The organism is Litorivivens sp. (assembly GCF_041624475.1).
Lineage (GTDB): Bacteria > Pseudomonadota > Gammaproteobacteria > Pseudomonadales > Spongiibacteraceae > Litorivivens.
Genome location: NZ_JBFJUX010000002.1, coordinates 336,412 through 363,411, shown reverse-complemented (window position 1 = coordinate 363,411; position 27,000 = coordinate 336,412). Strand labels below are relative to the sequence as shown.

At 53.6% G+C, this 27,000-nt stretch carries 22 protein-coding genes; 10 read left to right on the top strand and 12 right to left on the bottom strand.

Annotated elements, in window-relative coordinates:
- Positions 1-49 precede the first annotated feature (49 nt).
- Both ABY734_RS04415 and ABY734_RS04410 read right to left on the bottom strand, forming a co-directional pair.
- On the bottom strand, positions 50-1,705 hold the full coding sequence (locus tag ABY734_RS04415) for an AMP-binding protein (protein ID WP_372777784.1): 1,656 nt from the start codon (positions 1,703-1,705) through the stop codon (positions 50-52).
- Positions 1,706-1,867: 162 nt separating this feature from the next.
- Positions 1,868-4,465 (bottom strand): EAL domain-containing protein, encoded by a 2,598-nt coding sequence (locus ABY734_RS04410; RefSeq protein WP_372777783.1) that lies wholly within the window; start codon positions 4,463-4,465, stop codon positions 1,868-1,870.
- Between the two features lie 760 nt (positions 4,466-5,225).
- Here ABY734_RS04410 and ABY734_RS04405 point away from each other — a divergent pair.
- A complete protein-coding gene (locus tag ABY734_RS04405; protein ID WP_372777782.1) occupies positions 5,226-6,569 on the top strand; it encodes a class II 3-deoxy-7-phosphoheptulonate synthase in 1,344 nt (447 codons plus the stop codon).
- A 56-nt stretch (positions 6,570-6,625) separates the two neighbouring features.
- Here ABY734_RS04405 and ABY734_RS04400 read toward each other — a convergent pair whose 3' ends face one another.
- A complete protein-coding gene (locus ABY734_RS04400) occupies positions 6,626-7,087 on the bottom strand; it encodes an Lrp/AsnC family transcriptional regulator (RefSeq protein WP_372777781.1) in 462 nt (153 codons plus the stop codon).
- A 165-nt stretch (positions 7,088-7,252) separates the two neighbouring features.
- Here ABY734_RS04400 and hppD point away from each other — a divergent pair, with 165 nt between their 5' ends.
- The 5 genes from hppD to maiA are packed head-to-tail and all read left to right on the top strand — an operon-like array spanning position 7,253 to position 12,999.
- Entirely contained in the window at positions 7,253-8,335 is a 1,083-nt protein-coding gene (hppD, locus tag ABY734_RS04395) for a 4-hydroxyphenylpyruvate dioxygenase (protein ID WP_372777780.1), read from the top strand.
- A gap of 22 nt (positions 8,336-8,357) precedes the next feature.
- Positions 8,358-9,494 carry a homogentisate 1,2-dioxygenase gene (locus tag ABY734_RS04390; protein WP_372777779.1) on the top strand — a complete coding sequence of 379 codons (1,137 nt, stop codon included), beginning with the start codon at positions 8,358-8,360 and terminating at the stop codon, positions 9,492-9,494.
- Positions 9,495-9,497: 3 nt separating this feature from the next.
- Entirely contained in the window at positions 9,498-10,502 is a 1,005-nt protein-coding gene (locus ABY734_RS04385; protein ID WP_372777778.1) for a fumarylacetoacetate hydrolase family protein, read from the top strand.
- A gap of 52 nt (positions 10,503-10,554) precedes the next feature.
- A complete protein-coding gene (locus ABY734_RS04380) occupies positions 10,555-12,354 on the top strand; it encodes an aromatic amino acid hydroxylase (RefSeq protein ID WP_372777777.1) in 1,800 nt (599 codons plus the stop codon).
- Between the two features lie 9 nt (positions 12,355-12,363).
- On the top strand, positions 12,364-12,999 hold the full coding sequence (gene maiA / locus ABY734_RS04375) for a maleylacetoacetate isomerase (RefSeq protein WP_372777776.1): 636 nt from the start codon (positions 12,364-12,366) through the stop codon (positions 12,997-12,999).
- 38 nt (positions 13,000-13,037) lie between these two features.
- Here maiA and ABY734_RS04370 read toward each other — a convergent pair whose 3' ends face one another.
- A complete protein-coding gene (locus tag ABY734_RS04370; protein WP_372777775.1) occupies positions 13,038-14,843 on the bottom strand; it encodes a hypothetical protein in 1,806 nt (601 codons plus the stop codon).
- A 455-nt stretch (positions 14,844-15,298) separates the two neighbouring features.
- Here ABY734_RS04370 and ABY734_RS04365 point away from each other — a divergent pair, with 455 nt between their 5' ends.
- A complete protein-coding gene (locus ABY734_RS04365) occupies positions 15,299-16,360 on the top strand; it encodes an MBL fold metallo-hydrolase (protein WP_372777774.1) in 1,062 nt (353 codons plus the stop codon).
- A gap of 67 nt (positions 16,361-16,427) precedes the next feature.
- Here ABY734_RS04365 and ABY734_RS04360 read toward each other — a convergent pair whose 3' ends face one another.
- Positions 16,428-16,913 carry a hypothetical protein gene (locus tag ABY734_RS04360; RefSeq protein ID WP_372777773.1) on the bottom strand — a complete coding sequence of 162 codons (486 nt, stop codon included), beginning with the start codon at positions 16,911-16,913 and terminating at the stop codon, positions 16,428-16,430.
- Between the two features lie 376 nt (positions 16,914-17,289).
- Here ABY734_RS04360 and modA point away from each other — a divergent pair, with 376 nt between their 5' ends.
- From modA to ABY734_RS04345, 3 genes are all read left to right on the top strand, one after another.
- Complete coding sequence (gene modA, locus ABY734_RS04355) at positions 17,290-18,033, top strand: molybdate ABC transporter substrate-binding protein (protein ID WP_372777772.1); 744 nt, start codon at positions 17,290-17,292, stop codon at positions 18,031-18,033.
- 72 nt (positions 18,034-18,105) lie between these two features.
- Complete coding sequence (locus ABY734_RS04350) at positions 18,106-19,557, top strand: hypothetical protein (RefSeq protein WP_372777771.1); 1,452 nt, start codon at positions 18,106-18,108, stop codon at positions 19,555-19,557.
- On the top strand, positions 19,554-19,832 hold the full coding sequence (locus tag ABY734_RS04345) for an EscU/YscU/HrcU family type III secretion system export apparatus switch protein (RefSeq protein ID WP_372777770.1): 279 nt from the start codon (positions 19,554-19,556) through the stop codon (positions 19,830-19,832). The genes ABY734_RS04350 and ABY734_RS04345 overlap by 4 nt, the downstream gene beginning before the upstream one ends.
- Positions 19,833-19,842: 10 nt before the next feature.
- Here the strand turns inward: ABY734_RS04345 and ABY734_RS04340 are convergent, their stop codons facing one another.
- Genes ABY734_RS04340 through fliR form a run of 7 tightly spaced genes read right to left on the bottom strand, consistent with a single transcriptional unit; the run spans position 19,843 to position 26,997 of the window.
- Positions 19,843-20,283: a hypothetical protein gene (locus ABY734_RS04340; RefSeq protein ID WP_372777769.1), complete on the bottom strand. Its 441-nt coding sequence runs from the start codon at positions 20,281-20,283 to the stop codon at positions 19,843-19,845.
- A 14-nt stretch (positions 20,284-20,297) separates the two neighbouring features.
- Positions 20,298-21,029, bottom strand: a complete 732-nt coding sequence (locus ABY734_RS04335; RefSeq protein WP_372777768.1) for an RNA polymerase sigma factor FliA — start codon at positions 21,027-21,029, stop codon at positions 20,298-20,300.
- A gap of 4 nt (positions 21,030-21,033) precedes the next feature.
- Positions 21,034-21,834: a MinD/ParA family protein gene (locus ABY734_RS04330; protein ID WP_372777767.1), complete on the bottom strand. Its 801-nt coding sequence runs from the start codon at positions 21,832-21,834 to the stop codon at positions 21,034-21,036.
- Positions 21,831-22,919, bottom strand: a complete 1,089-nt coding sequence (locus ABY734_RS04325) for a hypothetical protein (RefSeq protein ID WP_372777766.1) — start codon at positions 22,917-22,919, stop codon at positions 21,831-21,833. The genes ABY734_RS04330 and ABY734_RS04325 overlap by 4 nt, the downstream gene beginning before the upstream one ends.
- A 14-nt stretch (positions 22,920-22,933) precedes the next feature.
- Positions 22,934-25,069 carry a flagellar biosynthesis protein FlhA gene (gene flhA / locus ABY734_RS04320; RefSeq protein ID WP_372777765.1) on the bottom strand — a complete coding sequence of 712 codons (2,136 nt, stop codon included), beginning with the start codon at positions 25,067-25,069 and terminating at the stop codon, positions 22,934-22,936.
- A gap of 10 nt (positions 25,070-25,079) precedes the next feature.
- Complete coding sequence (gene flhB / locus ABY734_RS04315; RefSeq protein ID WP_372777764.1) at positions 25,080-26,216, bottom strand: flagellar biosynthesis protein FlhB; 1,137 nt, start codon at positions 26,214-26,216, stop codon at positions 25,080-25,082.
- On the bottom strand, positions 26,209-26,997 hold the full coding sequence (fliR, locus tag ABY734_RS04310) for a flagellar biosynthetic protein FliR (protein WP_372777763.1): 789 nt from the start codon (positions 26,995-26,997) through the stop codon (positions 26,209-26,211). The genes flhB and fliR overlap by 8 nt, the downstream gene beginning before the upstream one ends.
- Between the last annotated feature and the right edge of the window lie 3 nt (positions 26,998-27,000).

Sequence of the window (27,000 nt, the reverse complement as noted above, 5' to 3'; positions counted from 1 at the left end):
AAAGCTCTACACAGAGGGCTTTTGGCACATCAAGGCAGAGATAACGAGCTTATTGATCTATCCAATACACTCCGCGATCTGATTCACAGTCGATTGAATCACTGTAAAACGCTTCAATCTTATCCCGCTTTAGCTTCATGGTTGGCGTGAGCAAATCGTTCTCCACGTCCCAGGTGGTATCCGAAATGGCGATACGATCGAGGCGTGCGTGCGATTCCAGCTGCTCATTAACGTCACTCAGGGTCTGCTCCAGGTTGGCCTTGATCTGGTCTTTACTCAGCCCCTGGTCATTGAGCACAACAATCGCCATCGGGGCAGGGCGCCCCGCACCCAACACGCAGACTTGTTCAATCAGTGAGTTGGTAGACAGACGGCTTTCGATGGGCACGGGCGCCACATATTTGCCCTTAGCGGTTTTAAACTGCTCTTTTACCCGGCCGGTAATGCTGAAGGCACCGTTTTTGTCGATAACGCCTTTGTCGCCAGTGCGGAACCAGTCATCAATAAAGGATTCTTTGGTTGCAGCCGGATTTTTGTAGTACTCCCTAAAGATCGCTGCGCCACGAATAAGTACTTCACCCTCGTCGGAGATTTTCATCTCGTTGCAGGCAAGGGGGGTACCGATCGTGCCCATGCCCTCAACAGTAAAGGGTTGGTTAGAACAGGCCAGCCCGGAGGTTTCTGTCATGCCCCAGCCCTCGGCAATATCAACCCCGATGCGATGGAACCAGTCGAGCAAGCCGGGGGAAATTGGGGCGGAGCCTGAACCAAATGCCTTGCACGAACCGAAGCCCAGCTTGTCGCGGATGGCCGCTGCCACCGCATCGCCACCGTCACCGGCCAACATTTCCTGCAGCTGCTCGTCGGGTATTTGTGACAGCACTTTTGCCTGAAATTTGGCCCAGAGTCGGGGCACAGAAATAAAATCGGTGGGCTGGCAGTGGTGCAGCTCGTCAACAAAGGTATCCAGGCCCTCCGAGAAGAACAGCTCAACCTCGCCATAGAGCGATGTCATAGCAACCACGGAGCGTTCTGTTATATGAGCCAGGGGCAGGTAAGACATCATGCGATGCCGCTCATCACCGCCAACCATGCGGTTTTTCGTTTCGACCGCAGCCGCACCCAGGTTACCGTGAGTCAGTAACACCCCCTTCGGTTTGCCGGTACTGCCCGAGGTGTAAACAATGGTCGCCATATCGTCGGCTTTGGGCTCTTGGTAGCGATCCAGAGGCGTTGAGGCATCCAGAATACTCTGCCAGCTCTGAGCGCCGGCGTATTCACCGTTGGCGTCCGGAAAGGTAATAACGGGAATATCACTCAGGCTTGCCTGTGCCGCACTGCAGTCATCCAGCTTACCCACAAAACACAGCTTGGACTCACTGTGCTCAATCACATAGTCAATAGTGTCGGAGGAGGCCGTGGAATAGATGGGCACGGGTATAATGCCTGCCAGCATCATGCCCAAATCCGCCGCCAGCCATGCGTAACTGTTCTTGGCGAGAATCGCGACCCGATCACCGGGCTCAATGCCCTGTTTTAGTAGGGCATTCGCGACCCGGCTGCCCTGATCAACGACTTCGGCGATCGTGTAGCTCTTCCACACGCCGTTGGTGGGCTGGTGCAGCCAGATGTCGTCGGGCTTGTTTTTGAGGTTGGCTTTAAGCTGCTCAACGGGCAGCACGTACGATGAACCGATTGTCGTCATGGGCAAAAACTACCTTTCATTATCTGTTGTTTGGTGAAGTCTTGCTTTTCCGGGACCAATTAAGCATGTCTGCGGACAGGCCTCAAGATTAATAGGTCATGTGATTTAGGACTGTTAACTTCTTTACATTCGTGTGTTGACTCGGTCGGGGGCGCGGCGGGTTCAAGCGGGGTTCTTCGCTGTTTTCTGCTGCAACCACTCCAGCGCCGCTGTTTCCGGCATTGGCCGCGATACGTGGTAACCTTGGGCGTAGTCGCAGTGCAGCATCGAGAGCTCCTTGAGTGCCGCGGCGGATTCTACGCCCTCGGCGACCACCTGATAGCCCAGAGCGTGGCACATGTTGATAGTCGCGCGCACGATAATGCCGTCGTCAGTGTTGCGGTTAATATCTGCTACGAAAGATCGATCTATCTTGATCTCGTCCAGTGGCAGCCTGCGGATATAGGTCAGCGACGAATAGCCCGTACCGAAATCATCGATCGACAAGCGTATGCCGGCATCATGCAGGCTTCGCAAGGCCTGTAGAGCCCGCTCCGGATCCTTCATGGCGGCGGTTTCCGTTACCTCCAGCACCAGTTTGTGAGGTTCCAGCCGATGCTTCTCAAGCTTTTTTGCTACCGACGCAGGGAATTCCGGATCGAGTAGGTTGACCACCGAGATATTGACGGAAATGGTTAGGTAGTGGCCGACTGATTCCAGCCGATAGGCGAAGTCCAGTGCCCGGTCCAGTACTCGGTCGGTCAGGTCCTGCATGAGCCCGGCCCGCTCGGCCATCGGGATAAACTCCTCCGGGTCGACTACTCCGTGATCGGGATTGGTCCAGCGCACCAGTGCCTCAAATCCGGTAACTTCGCCACTGACAATTCGGACCTGTGGCTGGAAATATAGGGTTAGACAGTCGTTTTCAATGGCTTCCTGCAGCGCAGTCATCAGCGTCAGCCGTCGCTCGGTGTACCCGTCGGCCGTTGCCCGGAAAAAGGCGATGAGCCCCGTTTCGGTATCGTAATGATCAAACGCTATGAAGGCCTGTCTAAGTAGCGTCTGTGCATCCTTGCTGTGATCCGGACACACGGCACACCCGCCGACAACCCTGATGCTGAGATCAAGACCATGGATACGAATCGGTAGCTGCACAGCGCGCGCCAACGGTTGGACAAGACTCTGCGCAATCTCTAGACCGGGAACACGAAAGACACAGCCAAAGGTAATCCCTTCGACATGCGCCGCAGCAAATGTTTCTCCGTTTCCCTCCGCCACAATCACCCGATAGGGCAGCTCCCGAACCTGTTGGTTAAGGCGAGTGGCAAGGCGCTGGAGGAATTGGTCGGCATTGTGGTGCCCCAGCGTCTTGTTGATATCATCGAAGCCCTGCAAATGCAGAAGAACCAGGGCAATGCAGTCTTCACTTCCCTCTACGGCCTGAATCTGTTGAGTCAGACACTGTTCCAGCAAAGGGCGGTTGGGCAGGCCGGTCAGGTGATGAAAGCGGACGCTCTCAAGAAACTTGTGTTCAACTGCCTCATGCTCACGCATCACCCGGATACGCGCCTGCTGCTCCTCTGTCAGCGCCTTGCGCTCGCGGTGAAAGCGCTCGCCTAGGGCAAACGAAAACACCAGTGAGGTCATTATGGCGCCCACTTCAACACCGAAGTTCTGGATCAGTTCGCTGGAAAAAACACCAACAAGGTCGAGAATGAGTCCGGTAGCGGCCAGTAACAGCACCAGCCAGGCCGAGATAAACCAGCGGCCGCTCCGGTCACCGCGCCAGGCCAACACGGCACCCACCCACAGGATGACCGGACACGCGAGCAGTAGCAGGCCGATAGACAGACGCGTGGAAAGACCGTAGGGCAGGATAAATCCTCCAAGGCCGGCAAGAAGGAATATCCCGACACTGATGCGCAGCGGGTGGTAGCCGGCGCGGAATTTCTGCTTTAACCTCAGGAAGTTTATACAGAAAAGGCAGAAAAAAAGCCCGGTCAATGGCACTGATGTCAGGACCAGCAACTCATGCACCTGGGGGGCTGCAGGCACCAGATAGGCAAACATCGTGCCGTGCAGGCTTGCTACGGCGATCAGCAGACAAAGCTGCACGGCGAAGAAAACAAGAAAACTGGTCTCTCGCATGTACGCGTACAGGAAGAGGTTGAATATTGCCATGGCGAGAAGCATGCCGTAGAACATGCTGCGCCCGACCAGATCAACTTCGTTGGCCTGAATAAATGCGCGCGGCTGCCACAATTTTAAAGGCACGTTTTGGGCGCCGGACGTCTGCACGCGAAGCCCGATAGTGTGCTTTTCTCCCGCACCGAGCGAAACCGGAAACACGAACGTGCGATGCTTCAATGGCCGTTGGTGATAGGGCAGGTGATCACCAGTTTGGTAGCGAGCAACCTCCTGTCCCGCGTGCCATTGATAAAATTCCAAGCGATCGAGCATGGGGTAGGACACTTCCAAGTATCGCTCCAGCGGTTTCTGCGTCGTGTTCTCAAGGATAAAGCGATACCAGAAGGCGTCGTGGGTATAGCCAAAATTGATCGGGCCATCCATGACCTGCCATTGCTCGGCAGACCGCGCTGCTTCAGGGTTCCACGCTGGCGGCGGGGCGCGCACGTAGCTTACTTGAGCGCCTGTAATTGTCAGTACGGGATCGTTATTATCGACCGGTATGACTTCGGCTTGCAGAACCGCCGAAGACATAGCCATAGCGCAGGCGAATACGACCAGCGAAAATCGCCGGATCGAACAAATGATTATCATCAATGCGTGATTCAATCGCAGTCCTTTGAAGCAATCTCCTGCCGCTAGCCGGTTGTGACGGGAAGTTTCTGTGTAGGCGTGCTGGGATACATTGCTTATTAAAAAGCCAAAGTACTACAAAGCCACTCCTGATTTGAGAAGCTACGGTTACCCTAGAATTGTAGTAGATGTCTGAGAAAGTGGGCTACCAGCGTGATCAACTTGCCTAATATTTAAAATAACCTTTAAAAACAACAAGTTAATGATGGAATTCCAGCAAAACATTTGATGTTCAACTGGGCTCACAAAATACCGCGCCCGGGGTGGGCGCCAACTAAAACCACTAAAATGACGATTCAAGTGGAACCAGCTGGCAGGTGATTGGCGCATCTTATGCGCTGAATTCTCCCACGCTTCACCGGGTGAAATCGTGAGAGTGGCTATGTTGGGATGGCAACTGCCTAGGGTCCACGGACGGACATCCCCAGAATAACGCAGCAGACAACTACCCCGAAACCGATTTTGGTCTCGAAAACACACAGCTCCGCTCGGCCCATCTCGATGCGACGCACATAAAGCCAGATCGATTTAGCTGGAACATGCTAGCCGGCTACGATCTTCCGAGCTTTTGCACTGGAGGCGCGAGCAAGTGGCGCGTCGTTCAACAGGGCCGGCCAATGTTGTAGTATCTGCAACGCTATTAGAGGAAGTCTTTGCAGTTACTAAAATATGACCAAGATATGAGAGTTACACATTGGTAAACAACAAAGTAGGCAACCGCATGAACGGAGCTTGGGATAGTTCAAGTTGGCGGCAGAAGAATGCCCTGCAGCAGCCTGACTATCGCGACCTCGATGCGCTTCGTCATGTGGAGTCGCAATTGAAGGCGATGCCACCTTTAGTGCTGGCGAACGAAATTTCTTCACTCCGGAGTCGGCTAGCGCGCGTGGCGCAGGGGGAGGCTTTTCTTCTTCAGGGCGGAGACTGTGCTGAAAGCTTTGCTGATTTCTCGGCAGATTCTATACGCAGTACTTTTAATGTCTTGTTGCAGATGGCAATTGTGCTGACCTATGCGGGCCGCAAGCCAGTGTTAAAAGTCGGTCGCATCGCTGGGCAGTTTGGCAAACCTCGTTCATCTGATAGGGAAGAAAGCGATGGTAAAAGCTTGCCGAGTTATAGAGGGGACATTATCAATGCTTCTACCTTTGATGAGCGTTCCCGTGAGCCTGATCCAGGCCGTATGATTCAGGCTTATAATCAGTCGGCTAATACGCTAAATCTGCTGCGAGCCTTTATCGGCGGAGGTCAGGCCGATCTTCATCAAGTACATCAATGGAACTTGAGTTTTCTCGAGAACAATCCGCTCAGAGAACGCTACGAGCAAATGGCGCGGACGATTCAGGATGCGCTATCGTTTATGGAAGTGTGCGGGGTTAACAGTCAAAGCCACCCGGCCTTAAGTCAGACCGAGTTTTTCACCTCGCACGAAGCCTTACTGTTGCCCTATGAGGAGGCTTTGACACGTCAGAACCCGGTTACGGGCGGATGGTACGACTCATCAGCGCACATGATCTGGATCGGCGAGCGGACACGGCAGCTCGATGGTGCCCATGTGGAATTCTTCCGGGGGATTGAAAACCCCGTCGGAGTAAAGGTCGGTCCGTCCATGGGTGTTGATGAATTGCTAGCGTTAGTCGATGTATTAAACCCGCACAATGAGGCTGGCCGGCTTACGCTAATCAGTCGGATGGGGAGTGATGGAATTTCCAGAACCCTGCCTTCTCTCGCCGCTGCGCTTAAGCGCGAAGGCCGGCATGTGATCTGGTCTTGTGACCCTATGCACGGCAACACGATTAAAGCTTCCAGTGGTTTCAAGACACGTTCTTTTGACCGGATACTGTCAGAAATCAAGCAGTTCTTTGCCATTCTGGGGAGTGAATCTGTGCACCCAGGCGGCATACATCTGGAGATGACCGGTCAGCATGTAACAGAGTGTACAGGTGGTGCTTATCAGATTTCAGATGCAGATCTGGCAAAGTGTTATCAAACGCAATGCGATCCCCGGCTGAATGCTGATCAAGTGCTGGAGTTAGCATTTGAAGTGGCAGATTTTCTCCGCGACTAAGCCGAAAAACACAGGGATTTAGGTATTTGGGGCCGCAGGCCCCGTTTGGAGTCTTATCAACCTGTGGGCAACGCGCGATTGTTCTTGATTTCCTGCAGGCTAAAGCTCGACTCGACGTTCTTCACACCCGGATATTTCAATATTCGGCGCATGGTTAACTCGGAAAAGTGGTCTATGTTGCGCGCGACCACTTTCATCAGATAGTCGTGGGAGCCGCTGGTGGCAAAACATTCCACGATGTGGTCTTCGGCAGCTACGCAGTCTATAAATTTCTCTGTATCCGCTTCAGTCTGTTTTTCCATGGTGACCTGCACAAAGGCTGTAACTTCCAGCCCCAGTTTGCGCTGATCTACGGTGGCGGCATAGCCGGTGATCAGGCCGCTGGCTTCCAGTTGTTTTACGCGCCGAAAGCACGGCGAATCTGAAAGTCCTACTTGCTGGGCCAACTCTGCATTGGAAATCCGGCCATTGTGCTGGAGTATCCGCAGGATGTCTTTCTCCTTTTTGTTGATATCCATGGGTCCATTATTCCTCTTCTAAGCCACTTTTAGGTTATATCTTTCCCGATAATGCCGTTTTTACGGTGAAAAAGAAATATCTCTTCGGTCAATCAGGCATAGCATGATGTTGGTGGCGGCTTATCCCGCCAATGCCCGATTTGTTGCATTCAAGGGGAGAGAGCAATGGCAGACCTGTTTGAGAACCCGCTGGGTACCGATGGCTTTGAGTTTGTTGAGTATGCGGCACCGGATCCCGAGTTGCTGCGTTCACTGTTCTCGAAAATGGGCTTTCCAGCGACCCATCACCACCGTTCTAAAAATATAACCTTGCACCGGCAGGGCGATATCAACTTCATTATCAACGCTGAACCGGAATCTTTTGCCCAGCAGTTTGCCGCCAAGCACGGCCCCTGCGCCTGCGCTATGGCGTTTCGGGTAAAAAATGCGGCACAGGCAATCGAAAAGGCCATTGCCGCCGGCGCGACACCGGTTCAAGAGAAAGTCGGGCCGATGGAGCTGAACATTCCCGCTATTGAAGGGATTGGTGGCAGTAGGCTGTACCTGGTGGACCGCTATGGCGACCAGTCTATCTACGATGTGGATTTCGTGCCGCTGCCCAATGTGAAATCTGTGCCTTCCGCAGGCCTGCTGCGAATCGACCACTTAACCCACAATGTGCGCCAGGGCAATATGGCCAAGTGGGCCGGTTTCTACGAAAAGGTCTTTAATTTCCGGGAGATCCGATTCTTTGATATTGAAGGTAAAGTGACCGGTTTGATGAGCAAGGCAATGACCAGCCCCTGCGGCAAGATCCGTATTCCGATCAACGAGTCGTCAGATGATCAATCGCAGATCGAAGAGTATCTGCGTGAATATAACGGCGAAGGGATTCAGCATATCGCACTGGATACCGCTGATATCTATGCAACCGTTGATCAACTGCGCGCTAACGGCATCAGCTTTCAGGATACCCCAGATACCTACTACGAGCAGTTGTCCACACGTCTGCCTGATCACCCGGAAGATGAAGACGAGCTGCGCAAGCGTAAAGTGCTGCTCGACGGGGGTGAGGCGCAGGGAGGTGGATACCTGCTGCAGATATTTACCAACAATGTGATTGGGCCCATTTTCTTTGAAATCATCCAGCGCAAGGGTAATGAAGGTTTTGGTGAGGGTAATTTCCAGGCGTTGTTTGAATCGATCGAACTGGACCAGATTCGACGGGGCGTAATTACCTCACCGGACGCCGACAAAGCCGCGAGCTGAACAAAATAGCCGGGAGTAGGGCATGAAACAGTGGATTCCGTTTTCAATCGGGCAGGGCACGTACTCTCGGCAGGCCCATTGTGACCTGCCCGAAGGCACTTTTGAGCGAGAAGTGGGTAAAGAAGGCTTCTTTGGCCCGGCGACCCACTTTTATCACCGCCATCCACCCACGGCGTGGACCGAGATCGAGGGGGCTATTCGGCCCCGAGCCTTCGATACCAATAAGCTCAATATCCAAGGGTCGCCCTGGAATGCCCCCGTTCTGCTGAAAAACCGCCATTGCCAGATTCGCATCTGGCAATGCGATCAGGCTATGGCGCAACTGGCGCGCAATGCAGATGGCGACGATCTGCTGTTTGTCCATGAAGGCGAGGGCAGTTTGTTCTGCGACTATGGTCGCCTGAGCTACGGCGATGGTGATTACATTGTTCTGCCGCGCGGTACGCTGTGGAGGCTGGAACCGGGAAGCAGCACGCGTTTGCTAATGGTCGAGGCGACCAACAGCAGCTACCGACTTCCCGACAAAGGCATGCTGGGGCCAAATGCCATCTTCGATCCTGCGGTCCTGGATACACCAGAGATCGACCAGGCCTTTCTCGGGCAGCAGCACGATAACGAAACAACCGTTGAGGTGAAACGGCTGGATGCGACCTCCCGAATCCGTTTTCCCTTCAACCCACTGGATGCCGTCGGCTGGAAGGGCAATCTGTCTGTGGTAAAGGTTAACTGGCGTGATATTCGCCCGGTGATGAGTCATCGTTACCACCTGCCGCCCTCAGCCCATACCACATTTCTGAGCGATCGTTTTGTTGTCTGCACCTTTTGTCCGCGGCCTATCGAAAGTGATCCCGGGGCATTAAAAGTGCCGTTCTTCCACAGCAATGACGACTTCGAAGAATTCATCTTCTATCACCGTGGTGAGTTCTTCAGCCGTGACAATATTCATCCGGGCATGACCAGCTATCATCCCTTCGGTTTTACCCATGGCCCCCATCCCGGCGCTTTTAACAAAGGTAAGGAACATGCCAACAAGGTGACCGACGAAGTGGCGGTGATGATTGATACTCGTGATGCGCTGGATGTAACAGAAGCGGCAGAGCACTGTGAATGGCGTGACTATGCGCAATCCTGGAAACAGTCAACTGAAGCAGCGGAGTAGATAATGAAATTTGCCTCTTTAAAGCACGGTCGCGACGGCCAGCTTGTTGTTGTCTCCAAAGACCTTACGCGCTATGTACCGGTCCCAGATATTGCGGTGAGCCTGCAGGCGGCGCTGGACCAATGGTCTGACAGCGAACCGCAGCTGCAAAAAGTTTATCAGGATCTCAATAACGGGCTGATAGACGGCACCGCGTTTGACGCCGCAATGGCAGCCTCTCCGCTGCCTCGCGCCTATCAATGGGCGGATGGCTCGGCCTATGTGAATCATGTGGAATTAGTGCGTAAGGCACGCGGTGCCGAAATGCCGGAATCCTTCTGGAGTGACCCGCTGATGTATCAGGGAGGATCCGATGATTTTCTCGCTCCGACAGAGGCCATTCGCATGGCCTCGGAAGAGTGGGGCATAGACTTTGAAGCTGAAATCGCGGTGGTTACCGATGACGTACCTTGCGGTGTGTCAGCGGATGCGGCAGGCGAGCATATAAAGCTGGTAATGCTGGTTAATGATGTGTCGCTACGTAATTTGATTCCCGCTGAGCTCGCCAAGGGCTTTGGATTCTTTCATGCCAAACCGTCGAGCGCCTTTTCTCCTATCGCGGTGACACCGGATGAGTTGGGCAACAACTGGCGCGACGGTAAACTGCACTTGCCGTTGCTGAGCACGTTTAATGGTGAGCTCTTTGGCAAGCCCAATGCCGGCCTTGATATGACCTTTTCTTTCCCGGAGCTGGTCGCACACGCTGCAAAAACGCGAAATTTGTGCGCAGGCACGATAATCGGGTCCGGTACAGTTTCCAACAAACTGGATGGTGGCCCCGGCAGACCGGTCAGCGAGGGCGGTGCGGGGTATTCTTGTATTGCCGAGGTCCGGATGGTTGAAACGCTTTCTGACGGCTCACCAAAAACGTCCTTTATGCATTTTGGCGACCGCATACGGATCGAAATGCTCGATGGTGAAGGCGAAAGTATTTTTGGCGCGATTGATCAAGTGGTAGAGAAGGGCTGATCATTCCTTGGACTCTAGCGATCTGGAACATCGCTTGGGGATGACATGCCATGTGGATTTGTCGAAGCACGGACAACTGGGGGCTGAGGCTCTGGATATGACGTATCGGGACTTGATAGACAAATTACCTTCCCACCTGCGGGTATTCGTACGCGAGCAGGATTACGCGCAATACTCCCCCAAGGATCAGACAACCTGGCGATTTGTGTTGCGGATGTTAACGAAACAATTGTCAGAGTCTGCCCACCCAATCTACCTGGAAGGTATTGAAAAAACCGGCATAACGCTGGATCGCATCCCCACGATCGATGGCATGAATGAAAAGCTGGCTCAGTTGGGGTGGGGGGCCGTAGTAGTAGACGGCTTTATCCCGCCAGCGATTTTCATGGAGTTTCAGGCGCGTCGTATTTTGCCTATAGCGCAAGACATGCGATCTGCCGACCACCTGCTGTATACCCCGGCGCCGGACATTGTTCACGAAGCAGCAGGGCATGCCCCGTTTATCGTAGACGATGACTATGCGGAGTATCTGCAGTTTTTTGGTGAAATCGGGATGAAAGCGCTGGCAACGAATGCTGATTTTGAGGTTTACGAAGCCATCCGCCACCTGTCGATCGTCAAAGAATCAACTTCGGCAACTGCCGAGGATGTTGAAGCCGCAGAACAGCGTCTGTCTGCCAGTTTGGCCGCCAAGAATGAGCCCTCTGAAGCGGCGTTGCTGTCGCGATTGCATTGGTGGACCGTAGAGTACGGTCTGGTTGGCGAGCCTGATAACTATTATCTGTTTGGCGCCGGGTTACTGTCCTCGCTGGGTGAAAGCGCGAGTTGCCTGAACGATACCGTAGTGCGCAAATTGCCGTTAACAGTTGACTGTATAGAAACCGATTACGATATCACCACACAACAACCACAGCTGTTCGTTACCACCAGTTGCCGCCATCTATCGCAGGTTCTAGAGCAGTTCAGCCAAGGCATGGCTTTCCGCATCGGAGGTACCCAGGCACTGCGCAAGGCAATGGCCTCTAAATCTGTTGTTACCGCCGAGTATTCCTCGGGCTTACAGGTCAGTGGGCGTTTGAAATCAATCGTGACAGATGCGATGGGAAACGCAGTCTATATGGCAACGGAAGGGCCAACCCAGCTTGCGTGTCAGAACGAAGCGTTGGACGGGCAGGGCATAGATGACCATCCCAACGGCTTCGGTTCACCCATAGGGCGCGTTCAAAACCTGACCCAATGCCTCTCGCTCTACACGGTTGATGAATTGGCAGAAAAGGGTATCAAGAAGGGCACAAGCGTTTCTCTGGATTTCGTATCAGGGATAATTGTTCGCGGTGTTTTGGAAAAGATCGAGCGCCGCAATCATCGCAATGTGCTCTTCACATTTTCTGGCTGTACGGTGCTGGGTCCGAAGGGAGAGTTGCTGTTTGATCCCGAATGGGGTCGCTATGACATGGCTATTGGCGATCAAATTCACTCGGTTTTCGGCGGCGCAGCGGATCGGGAAAAATTTCCGCTGTATGCCAAGCCATCCCGAGAAAGCACGCCCGATAAAGGCTGGCAGCCAGAATCCGGAGTAATGGCACTTTACCAGCTACTCAATACCTGGCAGTGGCAGGGCGGGCTTACCGAATCCGGTTTACAGGCTTTTTTTAACGACTTGAAAGAATACCCGAGAGAGTGGCTGGCGCGTGCTGAATTACTCTGCATGCTAGGGTGCGACCATCCCTTGGCTGCCCCACTGAAGGCCGAGCTTGAACGCTTCAGGAAGAATCAGGATCAGCCCGGCATGGTTATCGACCGGCTACTTAAGGCTATGAGTGACGAACATAGAAAGCTCAAGGCTTCATAGGAGATTGACATGTCAAAAGTACTGTATGGCTATTGGCGTTCATCAGCAGCCTACCGTGTCCGGATCGCATTAAATCTGAAAGGCGTACCCTACAAAACCCAGCATGTATCTCTAATTGATGGCGCACAACGAAGCACGGAATTTCTTGGTATCAATGCACAGGGCTTAGTGCCGGTATGGGAAGACGATGGCGTTTGCATCAGCCAATCGTTGGCAATTCTTGAATTTCTTGAGGAAGCCTACCCTGAAGTAAGCCTGCTCCCGGATTCTCTTAAGGATCGGGCGCTGGCGCGCCAAATTGCGTTGACGATTGCTTGTGACATTCACCCCTTGTGTAACTTACGAGTACTGGGCTATTTGAAGAATAAGCTGAGTGTGAATGAAGAATCGAAGCTACAGTGGTATCGGCACTGGGTCAGTGAAGGGCTTTCGGCCCTTGAACAGCTTGTAAAAGGAACTGCCGGTGAGTACTGCCTGGGAGATAAGCCTACAATCGCGGATTGCTGCCTGGTACCTCAGCTCTATAACGCTGAACGGTTTGATATCTCTGGCGACAATTGGCCGACGCTGCGAAAAATAGCTGAGGAGTGTAGGAAACACTCAGCGTTTATAGCAGCCCATCCGAACAATAATCAGCCTGACTGAATGCCGACGGGCGCATGTGTCTCGTATCCTGTAAGAAACTACAATGCTTTCTGCGCCTCTTCTAAGCAGTAACTCTCAGAATGGTTTTCAGTTGAATATTTGCATTCACAATATATTTTATCTGCGTTTTTTGTTCGAAAGTTGCAAGAGGCAAGCCCTGCTTGCCGTTGCTCGTCTTGAGTGCAACTTCTAGCCTCAACGCGCTCGGTAGCGGTTGAGCAGCTTAGATTGTTCCAATAGCCTCGATCCCATGTTGGAGTACTTCCATCAGAGCAAAGTAGTGACGAGCCATCCCAGTATATATTTTCTTTTGGATAACCAGTGATTCCACTTGGTGTGCAAGTAGAACTGTTTGTTTGAACTTGGGCTTGTGAGCGTGATGTCGCCGCATCTGCTGTCTCTTGGTTCTCTGGAAGACGATTAACTAGCCCTTTATTGGCTATCCTTCTGCTTTTAATACTGTCTGATAAAAGGCTAGCCATGTTGTGACCACCGGTCTCATTGAAAATATCTTTGTACATTGCCGATGTTAGGCTAATAGCCTCAGAGCTATTAATTTCAGAATTAGCAATGATCGTTGTTCCAATCAAAGATACAAATCCTTTGAGAAGCCAAGAATTATCTTCACTAGAGTAAATATCTTTTATAAAATTTCCTTGCCGGTAAAGCTCAAGTCCGTTCATCATTTCATTGCCCCAAGGGCGAACTTTTAGTGTATGCCAAGCCCACTTCCCGTCTTTTTTACCGTTTTTATAATTACCGAACTCTACGCCATCTGGAGCTCCCCAGTGTTGGGCTTCGTACAACTTATGCATACCTAATAGGTAAGTTGATTTTTTATAAGGGCCATTTAGTACGTTTTTTTCGTAAATGCCGGTAGAGAGATAAAGACCGCCAGTCTCACTTCCGTACCAGTTTGATGCAAACGGTCCCTCCTTCATACCGTCCTTGAATACACCAAGCCTTAAATCAAGTGGGCTGCGGCGTGCCGTTTCCGGGACAACAAAATAACTACATTCTCGGGTAGCGAGCCCAAGACCATTTCGCTTACTGTCTGAATAGTTGCCTGCGTAATACAAACAAAAGCTCGATCCTTTTTTCTTAGTACGATTAAAGATTGTACCAAAGCCATTTCTTTTACCTTTCTTAAAGGTGCCTATCGCGCGTCTGATATACTTATTGTCACTCCACTGAAGTATGCCGTAGCCATCACGCTCAGCGTTTTTATAGGAGCCAATGTATAGAAAGCTCTCATCTGACGGTTTTGTGGCTATCCCCCAAGTTAAATCGCCGTTATCAAATATTCCCCGAATTATTGTTATGACTTTGCCGTCGTAACTTTTGAAGTGGATTACTGCATTCCCGTGAGCAGTGCCAGCAATACACTCTCCATGCACAAAAACAAAGCTGCCCTTTTGTGACCATGGATGTTTTATTTTTAATTCACACTCTTTATTTTTTTTCGGTATATCGCCTAATAATTCTGTAACCACCTTAGAGGTTGGCTGATCGAAATATGAATACGATTTCCAAAAGGCGTCCTGGTCTAAGCTATTGTTCACTACCGCTAGTATTTTTGTTTCTCGGTCCTTATCAGGACTGTAAATTACAAAATGCAATTTCTCTTCGAGTTCTCTAAGCACCGGAATTTTCAGGTAGTCGACGGGGAGTGGGATGTTGGGCTTATCAATAAGAAGCTTTCGGGGTTTTCTAGCGGCAAGTGTGGATTGGTATGGTTGAGTTTCAACTCCGTTGACCATAATGCCAGTTGGTGCACAAGAGACTAAAAAACTTAGACTAAACATCAGAAGTAGGTTGATTGCTGAATGTCGATAGGACGTCATAATTGTCTCTCTTTATCCGCTTTATCTAGCGGCTAGATAATTAGCAAACTATTGTATAGTTATAGTCGCGGTGTATTTTTTTAGCAATTTCAAACTACAAGAGCCAAAGTCAGAGGTACTCATACGTACCGAATAAACTGCATACAGAATAAGTGGGTATTTCTGCGATCCATATGTCGAAACACCCTCTGATCTCTAAACCTATAACTGCGCATAATGTATATTATGTTAAATCACATATCAGTTGATGCGGCGCTGCCGACTTAGTTGGATGCCCAAGCAAAGTAGATAGCCTCGTTCATGCAAAGTATCGAACCTGCACACAAGCCTCTTAACAATTAGCGGTTTGCCAAGCACAAAACCCAACCGCAGGAGATTTAGCCTTGATGTAGGTTGCTGTTTCGGTGAAGACTGTTGCCACCGACCGCCAGCCAGCTAACAGGGAGTATTGCCGCATGCCAGCCAAAGTAATCGTATTGCTAATGACCTTGAGTCTCTCGGCGTGCATGCCGAGCGGTATAACCAGCAAGATTATGGAAATAGGTATTAAGGCTCGAATGTCAGCCGATAAACTGGCTGAGCTCGAGGACGGGCTGCACTTGGCACTCTGTGGTGCCGGTGGTCCCATGCCCTCCCCTAAAGCGTCAGGTCCTTGCGTGCTGGTGATCGCAGGTCAGCGTATGTTTGTTGTTGATGCCGGCACTGATGGCACGCGCAATATCTGGCGAATGGGTTATAACATAGGCGACATAGAGGCTGTCTTTCTTACGCATTTTCACTCTGACCATATCGACGGGCTCGGTGAGATGGCTACGCTGCGCTGGGCGAGCCGTGCCAACACAAGTCCGCTACCCGTGTACGGGCCGGAAGGTGTGGAAAACGTGGTTGCCGGTTTCAATCAGGCTTACCAATACGACTTCACTTATCGTCATGAACATCATGGTGACGCAGTCGCGCCGACGAGCGGCGCAGGTCTCCAAGCTCAACCTTTCGAGAAGCCTGAAGACGGTTTTCTCACGACGCTCTTCCAGGATGATGTGCTGACAATAGAGTCATTGGCCGTAAGCCATGCCCCGGTGGAGCCTGCGGTGGGCTATCGATTCACTTATAAGGATCGCTCTCTGCTGATTACCGGCGATACGATTAAATCGAAAAACATTGAGCGCTTCGCACAGGGCGTTGATCTCTTGGTGCACGAAGCGCTGGCCCCGAATCTCGTCCGGCTTATGAACAAGGTTGCCAGGGAAACGGACAATACCGTCATGGCGAAGGTAACTCACGATATTCTCGATTATCACGCCAGCCCGTTAGAGGCCGCAGAAACCGCAAAAGCTGCGGGTGTCGGCCATCTACTTTACTACCACATCGTTCCGCCCATCGTTATCCCTGGGCAGAAAGCACTGTATCTGAACGGTGCCGAAGATATATTTGAGGCTTACACCATCGGTGAAGATGGAGTGTCATTCAGTCTGCCCAGCGGCTCAGATGCGATTACTAAAACCCGAAAAGGGCTTTAATACTTACCTACTACACATTTGGATATGACTGACTCGCCAGGGAGCCAGTCAATGGTTAGCGATGAAATCAGGCCGCCACACCCCGCTCTGAGGCCCAGTAAACGCCCTTCAATTTGCGAATGCCGGCTTCGCGCGCGGCAATTGCCATTTGCTTGGCTCTCTCTTCGCCGAACTGCTTTACGCTGAAGGTTGCTTTGGCGCTGCCGCCTTCCTGAGTAGGCCAGGTGGTTTCCCAGTACCACAATTTCCGCTCTTTCCCGTCTGCCAGCGTGTAGGGTTTTGCGTAACGGTAAACACCGGGAATACCGGAGTTGTTGTGTCTGCGCAAGGTCGAACAGAACTGCTTACGCGTGGTGGGCGGATACTTCGCAACAATCTCGTCGCGATAGGCTTTTGCCGCCGCCAGTGCGCGGCTTTTGCTGCCGTGGCGTTTGTCAGTAAAGTTTTTTACGATCATTCGGTTCTGGCGCCGCAGGCTGACACGCCATGCGTAAGTGCGGTAAACCGGGTCGTCAATGCGAGAGATGCCATACATAGCTTTAGAACGAGACATGAGATCCTGGATAGTGTCTAAATGAAGTCAAAAATTAAGTAGCACAAACCGTGCCGTCTTCGCGTAGTGGATTAGTCCTGAGCCCGGGGCAAAAGTTCCCGGTTAAAACGCTCGGTTTTCCCGGTGTGTTTTGTGCAATTTTCACTCGTTTGTTGCACACCCGTAAGCCGCGCCGCACTAAAAGCAGGCCAGTCTGAGCTTCACGTGCCGTATTAAGGCGCACGAAGGCGGCTATTTTAAGGTATATCGGCCGTCGCAGCACAGTGTTGCCGTTTGTTGTGTTGCAGATTAAAACCAAAAACCCCCTCAGTAGAGTTTAGGTATGAGGCAGGCCTATAATCCAGGGCCTGCCTTTTGGAAACGGTGCTGACTGTCTGTGCGTTTGACAAAGAGTGTTTACCTGCTGCTTTTGCTATCGGCAATCCTGCCGGACTCTGCGCGCGCCGGTGATGAATTGCTGGTAGCCGTAGCCTCCAACTTTATTGCGCCCATGCGTGAGATTGCCGATGCCTTTGAGCAGCAGACCGGACACAAAGTAACCCTGGCATCCGGTTCTTCCGGCAAGCTGTACGCCCAGATTCGGCACGGTGCTCCTTTTGATGTTTTCCTATCGGCCGATGATGAGAAGCCGAAGGCGCTAGAGGCCGGCGGCTACGCCCTGCCCGGCTCCCGATTTACCTATGCGCTGGGGGGATTGGCGCTGTGGTCACCCAACTCGGAAGACCCCAAGGCCTTGTTGCAAACCGGCTTCGCGCGGCTCGCGCTTGCCAATCCGCGCGTTGCCCCCTATGGGCAGGCGGCGCAATCGACTTTGGACAGCCTGGGTTTGCTGGAGCGTACCCGCGGCCGCTGGGTACAGGGAGAAAACATTGCCCAGACCTATCAGTTTGTGGCCTCCGGTAACGCCGACCTGGGCTTTGTGGCGCTGTCACAGCTTGCTAGCCAGTCGCAGCGCGGTGGGATATGGCAGGTGCCGCCGGAACTTCACGCACCTATACGACAGGACGCTGTCGCAATATCGCGATCTGAAAAACCACTATTATCCAGCGTCTTACTACGCTTTCTTAAGTCTGATTCTACAGGTGAAATCCTCAATCGCTACGGCTACAGCAGGCCTTAGGCATAAGCGCTTCTTGCTAAAGTAATCCCCGGTTTTGGTCGATATCCCCTTAAAGCCCAAGAGCGTTCCGGCGTGAATTTCGACAAGCCTCTCTACATTACCAACCCCACAGTATCCGGTGTGGTGGATACCAAGCAGAAAGCAATGAGCTTTCGGGTGGGGGCGATTCTGGACGTTCTGGTTGTAAAACAGCAGGACGCCTCCAGCTACACCCTGAAAATGGGGCGCCACCAGATGAACGCTACCAGCGAAACGCCGCTACAGGTAGGAAAGCGCGCCTTGTTACAGGTGTTGGGAACTGACGCGCAAGGTCGCGCAGCGTTACGGCCGTTAACCGAGCAGCAGAGTCAGGTGGCGGTTCTGTTGCAGCAGCGCGTGGCTGCCCAACAGGCGAGCCCGATTCGGCAACTGGTTCAGACACCGGCGAATTCGCAGATGCGACAAACGCTCGAGCCCTTATTGGCACTGCTGCCCCAGCGTGGGGATGTGCTGCAGGCTGGTACTTTGCGCCAGACCCTGCAGCGCAGCGGTGTTTTTCTGGAGGCCTTGCTGGCGCGAGGTCGGTTACCTGCAGCGCCGGATTTAAAATCCTCAATCCTGAGATTGTTGGGACAATTGCAACCATCACCGACCGAAGGCGCGCGCCCTCCCCCTTCCCCTGTACTTTCGAATGCCACACCCCAGGCAAACTCAACAAATGCTGGAGCACCGCAGCCGCAGACATCGGCTCCAACACCGGGACAGAACGCGCAACCGTCTACCTATGCGCCTCCGGCCAGACTGCCCACGCCGCAATCACCTCCAGCTCCCAGCGCCCCGCCACCGCAAACCAAGGCGTCGCCGACCTTGCCGGGAAACCTGTTGAGCGGGGCATCACTGCCACCGACAACAGCCAGAGCGGCCGCCTCGCCCCCTCTGCCGGCTCATCCTCAGGGCCTCCCGGCTTCACGAGAAGCGCAAATCAGTAGCGCTTACCAGCAGACGGCATCCAGCACCGCCAACCAGCACGGACTTCAGCTAGGCAAAGCTTTGGCCGGCATGGAAAGCAAACTCGAAAGCCTGCCGCAGCTGGTGCGGGCACTTGAGAGCGGTGTGGCGCGCATCGAGTCGCAGCAATTGGCATCGTTGCAGGCCCGGGAACAGGGGCAGGTTCAGTGGCTTCTTGATCTACCGGTGCGCAATGGTCAGGAGATCGATTACTGGCAACTGTTCATGCGTCGCGAGCAATCTGCGCAAAGTGATCAGAACGAGAAGGAGAAACGCTGGCTGGTGACGCTCAGCGTTGAGCTGGATCTTGCCGGAAAGCTGGCCATACACATTGACCACAGTGAACGGCGAACCTTTGTAAAACTTTTTAGTGAAGAAGCATTCGTATTGCAGTGGGTGGAAGAAAAAAGCCCAATACTACAAGCGAAACTGTCGAAAGCGGGGATTACCAACAGCGAGGTCGAGGGGCATTTTGGCGCCCTGCCCGATTCGCTACAGCCTGATGTGGCTCTACCGGGGGTGAACGCGACCGCATGAAAAAACCCGAACCGCCGCGCACGGCTACCGCACTGGAATATGACGGCTTCAGCACACCACGGGTTAGCGCCCAGGGTGAAGATGCGGTCGCGGATCAGATTCTGAAGCTGGCCGACGCGCACGATATTCCGATCCGCCGTGATCCAAAACTAGCAGCGCTATTATCCAAGGTGGATATCGGCGAGGAGATTCCGCCACTACTCTACGTTGCGGTGGCCGAAGCGCTCGCCTTTGCCTATACCCTGCAGGATGAACTGCGCTGGGTAGAAGACTAGAGCGCAGCGCCTAGTTAGCCGCAGGCCCGCGATACAGGCTGGCAATCAACTTGGCTTCGCTGGGACTGATCCCTGCGCGAGAGCTGAGTTCAATATCGTCGGCACAGCGTCCTGCAATGCCGATTGCTTCGTCCAGGCGCTGGCGGCGCTGGGTCGAAGAATCCAGCACACGCTGTTGATGAGCATTGAGCCTATCGACGTAGTTTTCAAGGCTGTGCAGACGCGTTTGCAGGTAATTTACTTCCTTCCGTTGAGTTTCGACAAGGCGACACACAGCCTGAAATTTCTCTCTTTCCCGCTTGCGCTCGGTTTTATGGGCGGTACGTCGCCTGGCCAGCGCAAGCAGTGCCACACCACAGGCGACTACGCTCAGTAAAAACAGAAACAGAGCTTCGGGAGGGGTCGCGACCAGTTCATTCAGAAATTGGTTTAGTTGCTCGTGACTGGGCATAAGGGTACTCCTGCTCAGGGGTTGATCCAGTCCGACATGCGTTGCTTCAAACGCAAAATGGCCTGACCATGAATCTGGCAGACGCGTGATTCCGAGACATCCAGAACGTCGCCAATTTCTTTAAGGTTAAGCCCCGCATCGTAGTAAAGAGACATCACCAGTTTTTCCTTTTCCGGCAGCTGATCGATGTAATTGGCCAGCGATAGCTGAATGTCACTCGCCGCAACCTTGTCGTAGGTTTCTTCCGGCACGTCATCGGCATCGCCAAAGACTTCGCCTTCTTCATTGCTGACCTGTTCCAGACTGCAGATCTGGATGGTGTTCGCGTCTTTCAGAAGGCTGTGGTATTCCTGCAGGGGTATGCCAAGCTCATTGGCAATTTCCTGGCCACTGGCTTCGCGACCGAGGCGGTTTTCCACCTTTTGAATGGCGACGGCCAGATCGCGCAGTTGTCGCGAGATGGCGCGAGGAGCCCAGCCGGTGCTGCGAAGCTGATCGATCATGGCGCCGCGAATTCTCAAACTGGCAAAGGTTTCAAAGCTGGCGCCGCCGTCAGCGCGAAAATGGCTTGCCGCCTCCAACATGCCGATCATGCCCGCCTGAATCAGGTCGTCCACATCGACACTGTCGGGTAATCGCGCCACCAGATGATAGGCAATCTTTTTCACCAGTCCGGCATGCTGTAAAACCAGTGCATTGCGGTCGCCGAACTGGACTTCATTGTAGGTCGCGTAACCTGCTGTCATACGCTCAGCTACTCATTCGGTCTACGAAAAATTCCAGGCCGCCGTGCGGAGCCTCCGGCGTTTCCCAGCTGTCTACTCGCTTGGCGAACTCCTGAAAGGCTTTTGATGAAGGTGCCGCAGGAAAGGCTTCCGATACACAGCGCTGACGAGAAACCGCTTTGGCCACACAGGCATCGTCCGGAATGTAACCGGCGTATTCCAACTGCACATCCAGAAAACGGTTAGCGGTCTCTTCCAGACGTTTGAAACCGGCGCGCGCTTCAATATCGTTCGCCAGGCGATTACGCAGAACCTTGAAGCGCCTAACGCCCGCATCCCGGCTCAGCACCTTGATCAGGGCATAAGCATCGGCCATAGAGGTCGGCTCGTCGGAACAGACCACCGTCACGTGGTGACTGGCCTGACTGAATGTGACCACACTGTCGCTGATCCCCGCTGCGGTATCGACGATCATGACGTCAAAATCGTCATCCAATTCACTCATCGCCATCACAATACCCGCGTGCTGACTCTGTGCCATTTCCGCCATGGATTTCTTGCCCGAAGCGGCAGGGATAACCTTGAAACCACCGGGGGCCGTAATCAGGATATCTTTCAGGCTACAGTGCCCTTCGAGCACGTCTGACAGATTGCGCTTGGGTTTCAGGTTCAGCAGGATATCGACGTTGGCCAGGCCCAGGTCGGCGTCCAGCAGCAATACTTTGCGGCCCGCACGGGACAGCTGATAAGCGAGATTAACCGACACGTTGGTTTTGCCAACGCCGCCTTTACCGCTGGCAACGGCAATGACTTTAACTCGACTCACGCTACAGCCTCCCGGTGCGCGCCCGTCACAGACTCACCCATCGGCAGGCTGCGCTTGAATTCACGTGCCAGCCTGATGGATTCCGAAATGATCCATTTACTGTCTGCCGCTTTCAGGTTACCCGGAATGCGGGTGCCGTCGCTCAGCCACACCGCAGGCAGTCGGCTTTGAATCAGCACAGACATCAGGGCGCCCATGCGCACACACTGGTCGAGGTTGGTGGCGACAATACCGTTGACCGGCAGCGCTCGACGAAAACGCTGGGTAATTTCCCACTGGGTGTGCTGGTCGCGATCCGCCGGCAGAGTCAGAAATACGTCCATATCGGGCAGCGCAGCAAACAGACTCTGCAGTCGATCGAGCCCCCCACTGTCGCGAATACCGACGCCTTCGGTATCAATCAACAGGTAGCGTTTATTCGACAACATGTCGATCAGATGGGACGCCTCATTGGCGTTCGCGGCTGCGTGAACCGGTATCTGGAAAATATTGCCGTAAATGCGCAGCTGTTCTTCGGCGGCAATACGGGTGGTATCGGTAGTGATCAGGGCAATATCGTCGCTGCGGCCGCTGCGAACGAAGTCAGCGGCGATCTTGGCGATACTGCTTGTTTTGCCGGCACCGGCGGGCCCTACCAGCGCGGTAACACCTTCGCGCGGAACGGGCAGGGTTCGCAGTGCCCGGCGTAACATGCTGTGCAACATTTCCTGCTGCACTTCGAGGCTTTCTTCCGCCGGGATCTGACGCAGCAGTGCAGCGCCGATTCGGGGCTCTATATCGAGGGCTTTAAGGAACTCAACCAGTTTCCGGTTTGACGGATTTTTGGCGCGTTCGCTGGCCCAATCAGTGTTCCTCGCAAAATGCCGAAGATCACGCTGAGTTTGATCCAGTTCCTGTCGCAGCTGCTGACGCGGGCTTGGCGAATAAACTGCCGCAGACTCGGTCTTTGTGTCTACACCAACAACAATTTCCACGCCGTCTTTTACTCGCCGACAGGACAGAAGTGTAACCTCATCACCCAGGGCTTGTTTGACTTTGCGCATCGCCTGCGTGCTGTCTGCGCCAAAAAAGGTTTTTGTTTTCATCGCCTTACCTGTTCTCAAGAATTGATATCGTCAACTTCCAGCGCGCGCTGGTGGTTGAGCGTGGATACCAGGCGAACCTGTTTGGTATCGGGCACTTCGTTGTACGAAAGAATGTGCATGTTCGGTAAACTCCGGCGGATAAACCGCGACAGCCAATTGCGAATGGGCGGCGCTACCAGTACCACGGCGGGTTGGCCGGACGCTTCCTGCGCTCGCGAAAACTCGGCGAGATCTTCCTGAAGCTGTTGGGCCAGACCCGGTTCCAGACCACCACCACTGCCACGCACTACATCGTGCAATATGTGTTCCAGCTCTGCATCGAAAGCAGCAACGGGAAGTTCCTCGGATAAACCATTGATTTCCTGAACAATCATTCGCCCAAGTGCCTGACGGACACCTTGCAAAAGTTCGTCAGGTTCCTTGGTTCTTGGCGCCTGTTCCGCCAAAGATTCGGCAATCAGGCGCAAACTGCGAATGGAGACGTTCTCTTTCAGCAGGTTTTGCAGCACCCTAACCACCACGCTCAATGGCAGCTGTTTGGGTACCAGGCTCTCTACCAGCTTCGGATCAGTTTTGCCCAGACGTTCGAGCAGTTGCTGAACTTCTTCATGGCCCAGCAGCTCGTGGGCGTGGGCCTTGATCACCTGACTCAAGTGGGTGGCAATGACCGTGCTGCTGTCGACCACGGTATAGCCCAGCGTCTGGGCCTGATCGCGATTGGCGGTGTCTATCCAGAGAGCATCCATACCAAAAGCCGGATCTTTGGTGGGTGTGCCACGCAGGTTGCCCTGAGCGCCGCCGGGGTTAATGGCCAAGTCCATGCCGGGCATGATATCGCCACTGGCGATAGTGTCTCCCAACAGAGTGATACGGTAGGCACTGGGTGACAGCTCCAGATTGTCTCGAATGTGTACCTGCTGGATAAGGAAACCAAGGTCTTTGGACAGCTTTTTTCGTACGCCGGTAATACGGGAAATCAGTTCGCCACCCTGCTGGCGATCTACCAGCGGTATCAGGCGATAGCCCACTTCCAGGCCGACCACATCAAGGTTGGTAACATCGTCCCAGTCCAGATCGGAGCTGGGTGCGGGGGCTTTACTGTCGCTTGCCTGAGCACCCTCTTCTTCCTCAACCACTTCCGGCTTGGTGGCGCGCTGCTTATCGAGCATCCGACCGGCGACAATGCAGCTGATACCCAGAATCAGGAAGACCAGGTTTGGCATCCCGGGAATCACACCCAGCGCGGTGAGAACGCAGCCGGCGAGAAGAAGCACACGGGTGTTGGCCAGCATCTGGCCTTTCAGTTGTTGTCCCAGATTCTGTGAGCGGGATATACGGGTAACGATGATGGCGACTGCGGTCGACAGCAGCAGCGCCGGGATCTGAGCGACCAGACCGTCACCAATCGTTAAGAGAACGTAGTTTTGGGTTGCGTCGCCGAGGCTCAGGTCGTGTTGAAAGACACCAATAGACAAGCCTCCAATGATGTTGATAAACAGAATCACTATACCGGCCACGGCATCGCCGCGGACAAACTTGCTGGCACCATCCATCGAGCCATAAAAGTCAGCTTCTGTTCGAATTTCCTCGCGGCGTTCACGGGCCTGATCGGCAGTGAGCAAGCCGGCGCTCAAATCCGAGTCTATTGCCATCTGTTTACCGGGCATGGCATCCAGAGTAAATCGGGCGGTTACTTCCGATACACGGCCTGCACCCTTGGTAACGACCACAAAGTTGATGATGACCAGAATGATGAACACCACGATACCAACTGCATAGTTACCGCCGATAACAAAGTCACCAAAGGATTCGATAACACGGCCGGCGGCCCCGGGGCCGGTGTGGCCTTCCAGAAGAACCACGCGCGTGGAGGCGACATTCAGGGCCAGTCGCAGCATGGTGCCAAGCAACAGCACCGTCGGGAAAATGCTGAAATCCACAGGGCGTTCGACGTAAATAACCGCCAGCAGTATCACCAATGACAGTGTGATGTTAAAGGTGAAGAACAGGTCCAGAGCAAAAGGCGGCATAGGCAGCACCAACATCGCAAACAGCGACATCAGTAACGCCAGGACACCAACACCACTAGCCAGAAAACTCTCCAGCCAGGTTGGAATCAGCGGGTTGGATTTGGTCGCACTATTAGCCATTACACTTCACTCACTCTGCCTGCGGCTGTAAACCGCGCAAATAGTCGTCTTCGACGTGGGGTTCGGGTTGCTCCGGAGCATCCCCACCGATGGCCTGCCAGTCTCGCAACTGATAGACGTAGGCCAGTATCTGGGCCACCGCCAGGTAAAGCCCTGCGGGTATTTCGCCCCCGATATCGGTTGTGGCATAGACGGCCCGGGCAAGTCGGGGTGATTCCACTATCGGCACATCACTGTCACCCGCCACTTCCCTGATTTTGGCCGCCACCAAATCCACACCCTTGGCCACCACACGCGGTGCGCCGCCACTGACTTCATCGTATTTCAGGGCGACGGAGTAATGTGTCGGGTTGGTTATGACCACATCGGCCTGGGGAATGTCTTCCATCATGCGGCGGCGGGCGGCGGCCTGCTGCATTTCACGCAGTTTGCTTTTTACTTCCGGGCGTCCGTCGGTTTCTTTCATTTCATCGCGCACTTCCTGTTTGGTCATCCGCAATTCTTTATTGTGGTTCCACTTCTGGAACGGCACATCAATACCGGCAATCAAAATCAATGGCAGGCTGGAGATCAGGAAGAACAGACCGAGAATGCCCAGTGCATCGCGAATCGCCTTGTCCGGTGCGTGGTTGATCAGGCTGATAATCTCGTCCTGCATCACGATGGCGCCCGCGACGGCGGCGGCACCTACCAGCAGCAGCTTGCCCATGGACTTGAGCAACTCCACCAGACTTTTCAGGGAAAACATCTTTGCAATACCGGCAACCGGGTTCCAGCGCTCGGGTTTGAACTGCAGGGAGAATGTCCACCCACCCAGCGCAATGGAAGCCACTGCAGCGGCAATAAACAGTACGGCAAACAGCGGGATGAACAGCAACAAAGCTTCGAGCCAGAAGTTGTAGAACAGCGCCGGCATTTGCTGCGCGTCCCGAATGGTCAGGTAGTCAGCGCTGAAGGCCTGTGAAAAAAGTTTCATGGCATCGTCGCCCAGGCCCTGACTGGCAAAGGCCAGCATACAGGCACCCGACAGTGTCACCAGTGTGGTGGAGAGTTCCTTGGAACGGGGAACCTGACCTTTCCGTTTGGCATCGTCACGCTTTTTCTGCGTTGCGTCTTCTGTGCGTTCCTGACCAGTATCCTCAGCCACCGGCGCCTCCTGTTTTCAGAAGCTCACCGGCCGTTTCAAAAGCAGGTGATAACAGTGAATCCATGGCCGGAATAAACAGGGGCATCATCTGATACAGCACCAGATAGCCCACCAGAATCGCGATGGGAAAGCCAACCGCAAACAGGTTAAGCGTTGGCGCGGCGCGGCTGATCACACCGACGCCAATCTGCACCACCAGCAAGGCGATCACCGCCGGCAGCGCTACCCGAATAGCTCCGCTGAAAATCTCGGCGCTCCACTCGACGATCATGCCAGCGGTATCCGCACTGACCACGGCAATGCCGACCGGCCAGATAGAAAAGCTGCCGGCTATCAACTGCAAGAACGCTAGGTGGCCGTCCAGCGCCAGGAAGATCAGCAGCGAGATCAACAGAAAAAACTGGCTGAGTATCGGTACCGACGTGCCGCGCTGGGGATCCACCATCATGGCAAAGCCGAGGCCCATCCCCATGGAAATGGTCTGTCCGGCAAATACGATAGCTTCAAACACCAGCTGCACCAGAAAGCCAAGACAGATACCGATCAGAATTTCGTTGGCGGCAATGAGCATGGCTTGTAGCCCCAGGGCATTGATTGCGGGCGGCGTGGGAATAACCGGTGCTACCACCAGGGCAGTAAACAGCGCTATGGCGATGCGCGAACGAACAGGCACGTAAGAAGAGCTGAACAGCGGTGCCGCCATCATCGCTCCGGTAATCCGCAAAAACGGCAACCAGAGTGAGGCGATCCAGGCGCTGATCTGAGCTTCTTCGAGAATCATCGT

Coding starts and splice junctions, on each gene's coding strand:
- ABY734_RS04415 (WP_372777784.1), bottom strand. CDS start 1,705: ATGACGACAATCGGTTCATCGTACGTGCTGCCCGTTGAGCAGCTTAAA.
- ABY734_RS04410 (WP_372777783.1), bottom strand. CDS start 4,465: ATGATAATCATTTGTTCGATCCGGCGATTTTCGCTGGTCGTATTCGCC.
- ABY734_RS04405 (WP_372777782.1), top strand. CDS start 5,226: ATGAACGGAGCTTGGGATAGTTCAAGTTGGCGGCAGAAGAATGCCCTG.
- ABY734_RS04400 (WP_372777781.1), bottom strand. CDS start 7,087: ATGGATATCAACAAAAAGGAGAAAGACATCCTGCGGATACTCCAGCAC.
- hppD (WP_372777780.1), top strand. CDS start 7,253: ATGGCAGACCTGTTTGAGAACCCGCTGGGTACCGATGGCTTTGAGTTT.
- ABY734_RS04390 (WP_372777779.1), top strand. CDS start 8,358: ATGAAACAGTGGATTCCGTTTTCAATCGGGCAGGGCACGTACTCTCGG.
- ABY734_RS04385 (WP_372777778.1), top strand. CDS start 9,498: ATGAAATTTGCCTCTTTAAAGCACGGTCGCGACGGCCAGCTTGTTGTT.
- maiA (WP_372777776.1), top strand. CDS start 12,364: ATGTCAAAAGTACTGTATGGCTATTGGCGTTCATCAGCAGCCTACCGT.
- ABY734_RS04370 (WP_372777775.1), bottom strand. CDS start 14,843: ATGACGTCCTATCGACATTCAGCAATCAACCTACTTCTGATGTTTAGT.
- ABY734_RS04365 (WP_372777774.1), top strand. CDS start 15,299: ATGCCAGCCAAAGTAATCGTATTGCTAATGACCTTGAGTCTCTCGGCG.
- ABY734_RS04360 (WP_372777773.1), bottom strand. CDS start 16,913: ATGTCTCGTTCTAAAGCTATGTATGGCATCTCTCGCATTGACGACCCG.
- ABY734_RS04345 (WP_372777770.1), top strand. CDS start 19,554: ATGAAAAAACCCGAACCGCCGCGCACGGCTACCGCACTGGAATATGAC.
- ABY734_RS04340 (WP_372777769.1), bottom strand. CDS start 20,283: ATGCCCAGTCACGAGCAACTAAACCAATTTCTGAATGAACTGGTCGCG.
- ABY734_RS04335 (WP_372777768.1), bottom strand. CDS start 21,029: ATGACAGCAGGTTACGCGACCTACAATGAAGTCCAGTTCGGCGACCGC.
- ABY734_RS04325 (WP_372777766.1), bottom strand. CDS start 22,919: ATGAAAACAAAAACCTTTTTTGGCGCAGACAGCACGCAGGCGATGCGC.
- flhA (WP_372777765.1), bottom strand. CDS start 25,069: ATGGCTAATAGTGCGACCAAATCCAACCCGCTGATTCCAACCTGGCTG.
- fliR (WP_372777763.1), bottom strand. CDS start 26,997: ATGATTCTCGAAGAAGCTCAGATCAGCGCCTGGATCGCCTCACTCTGG.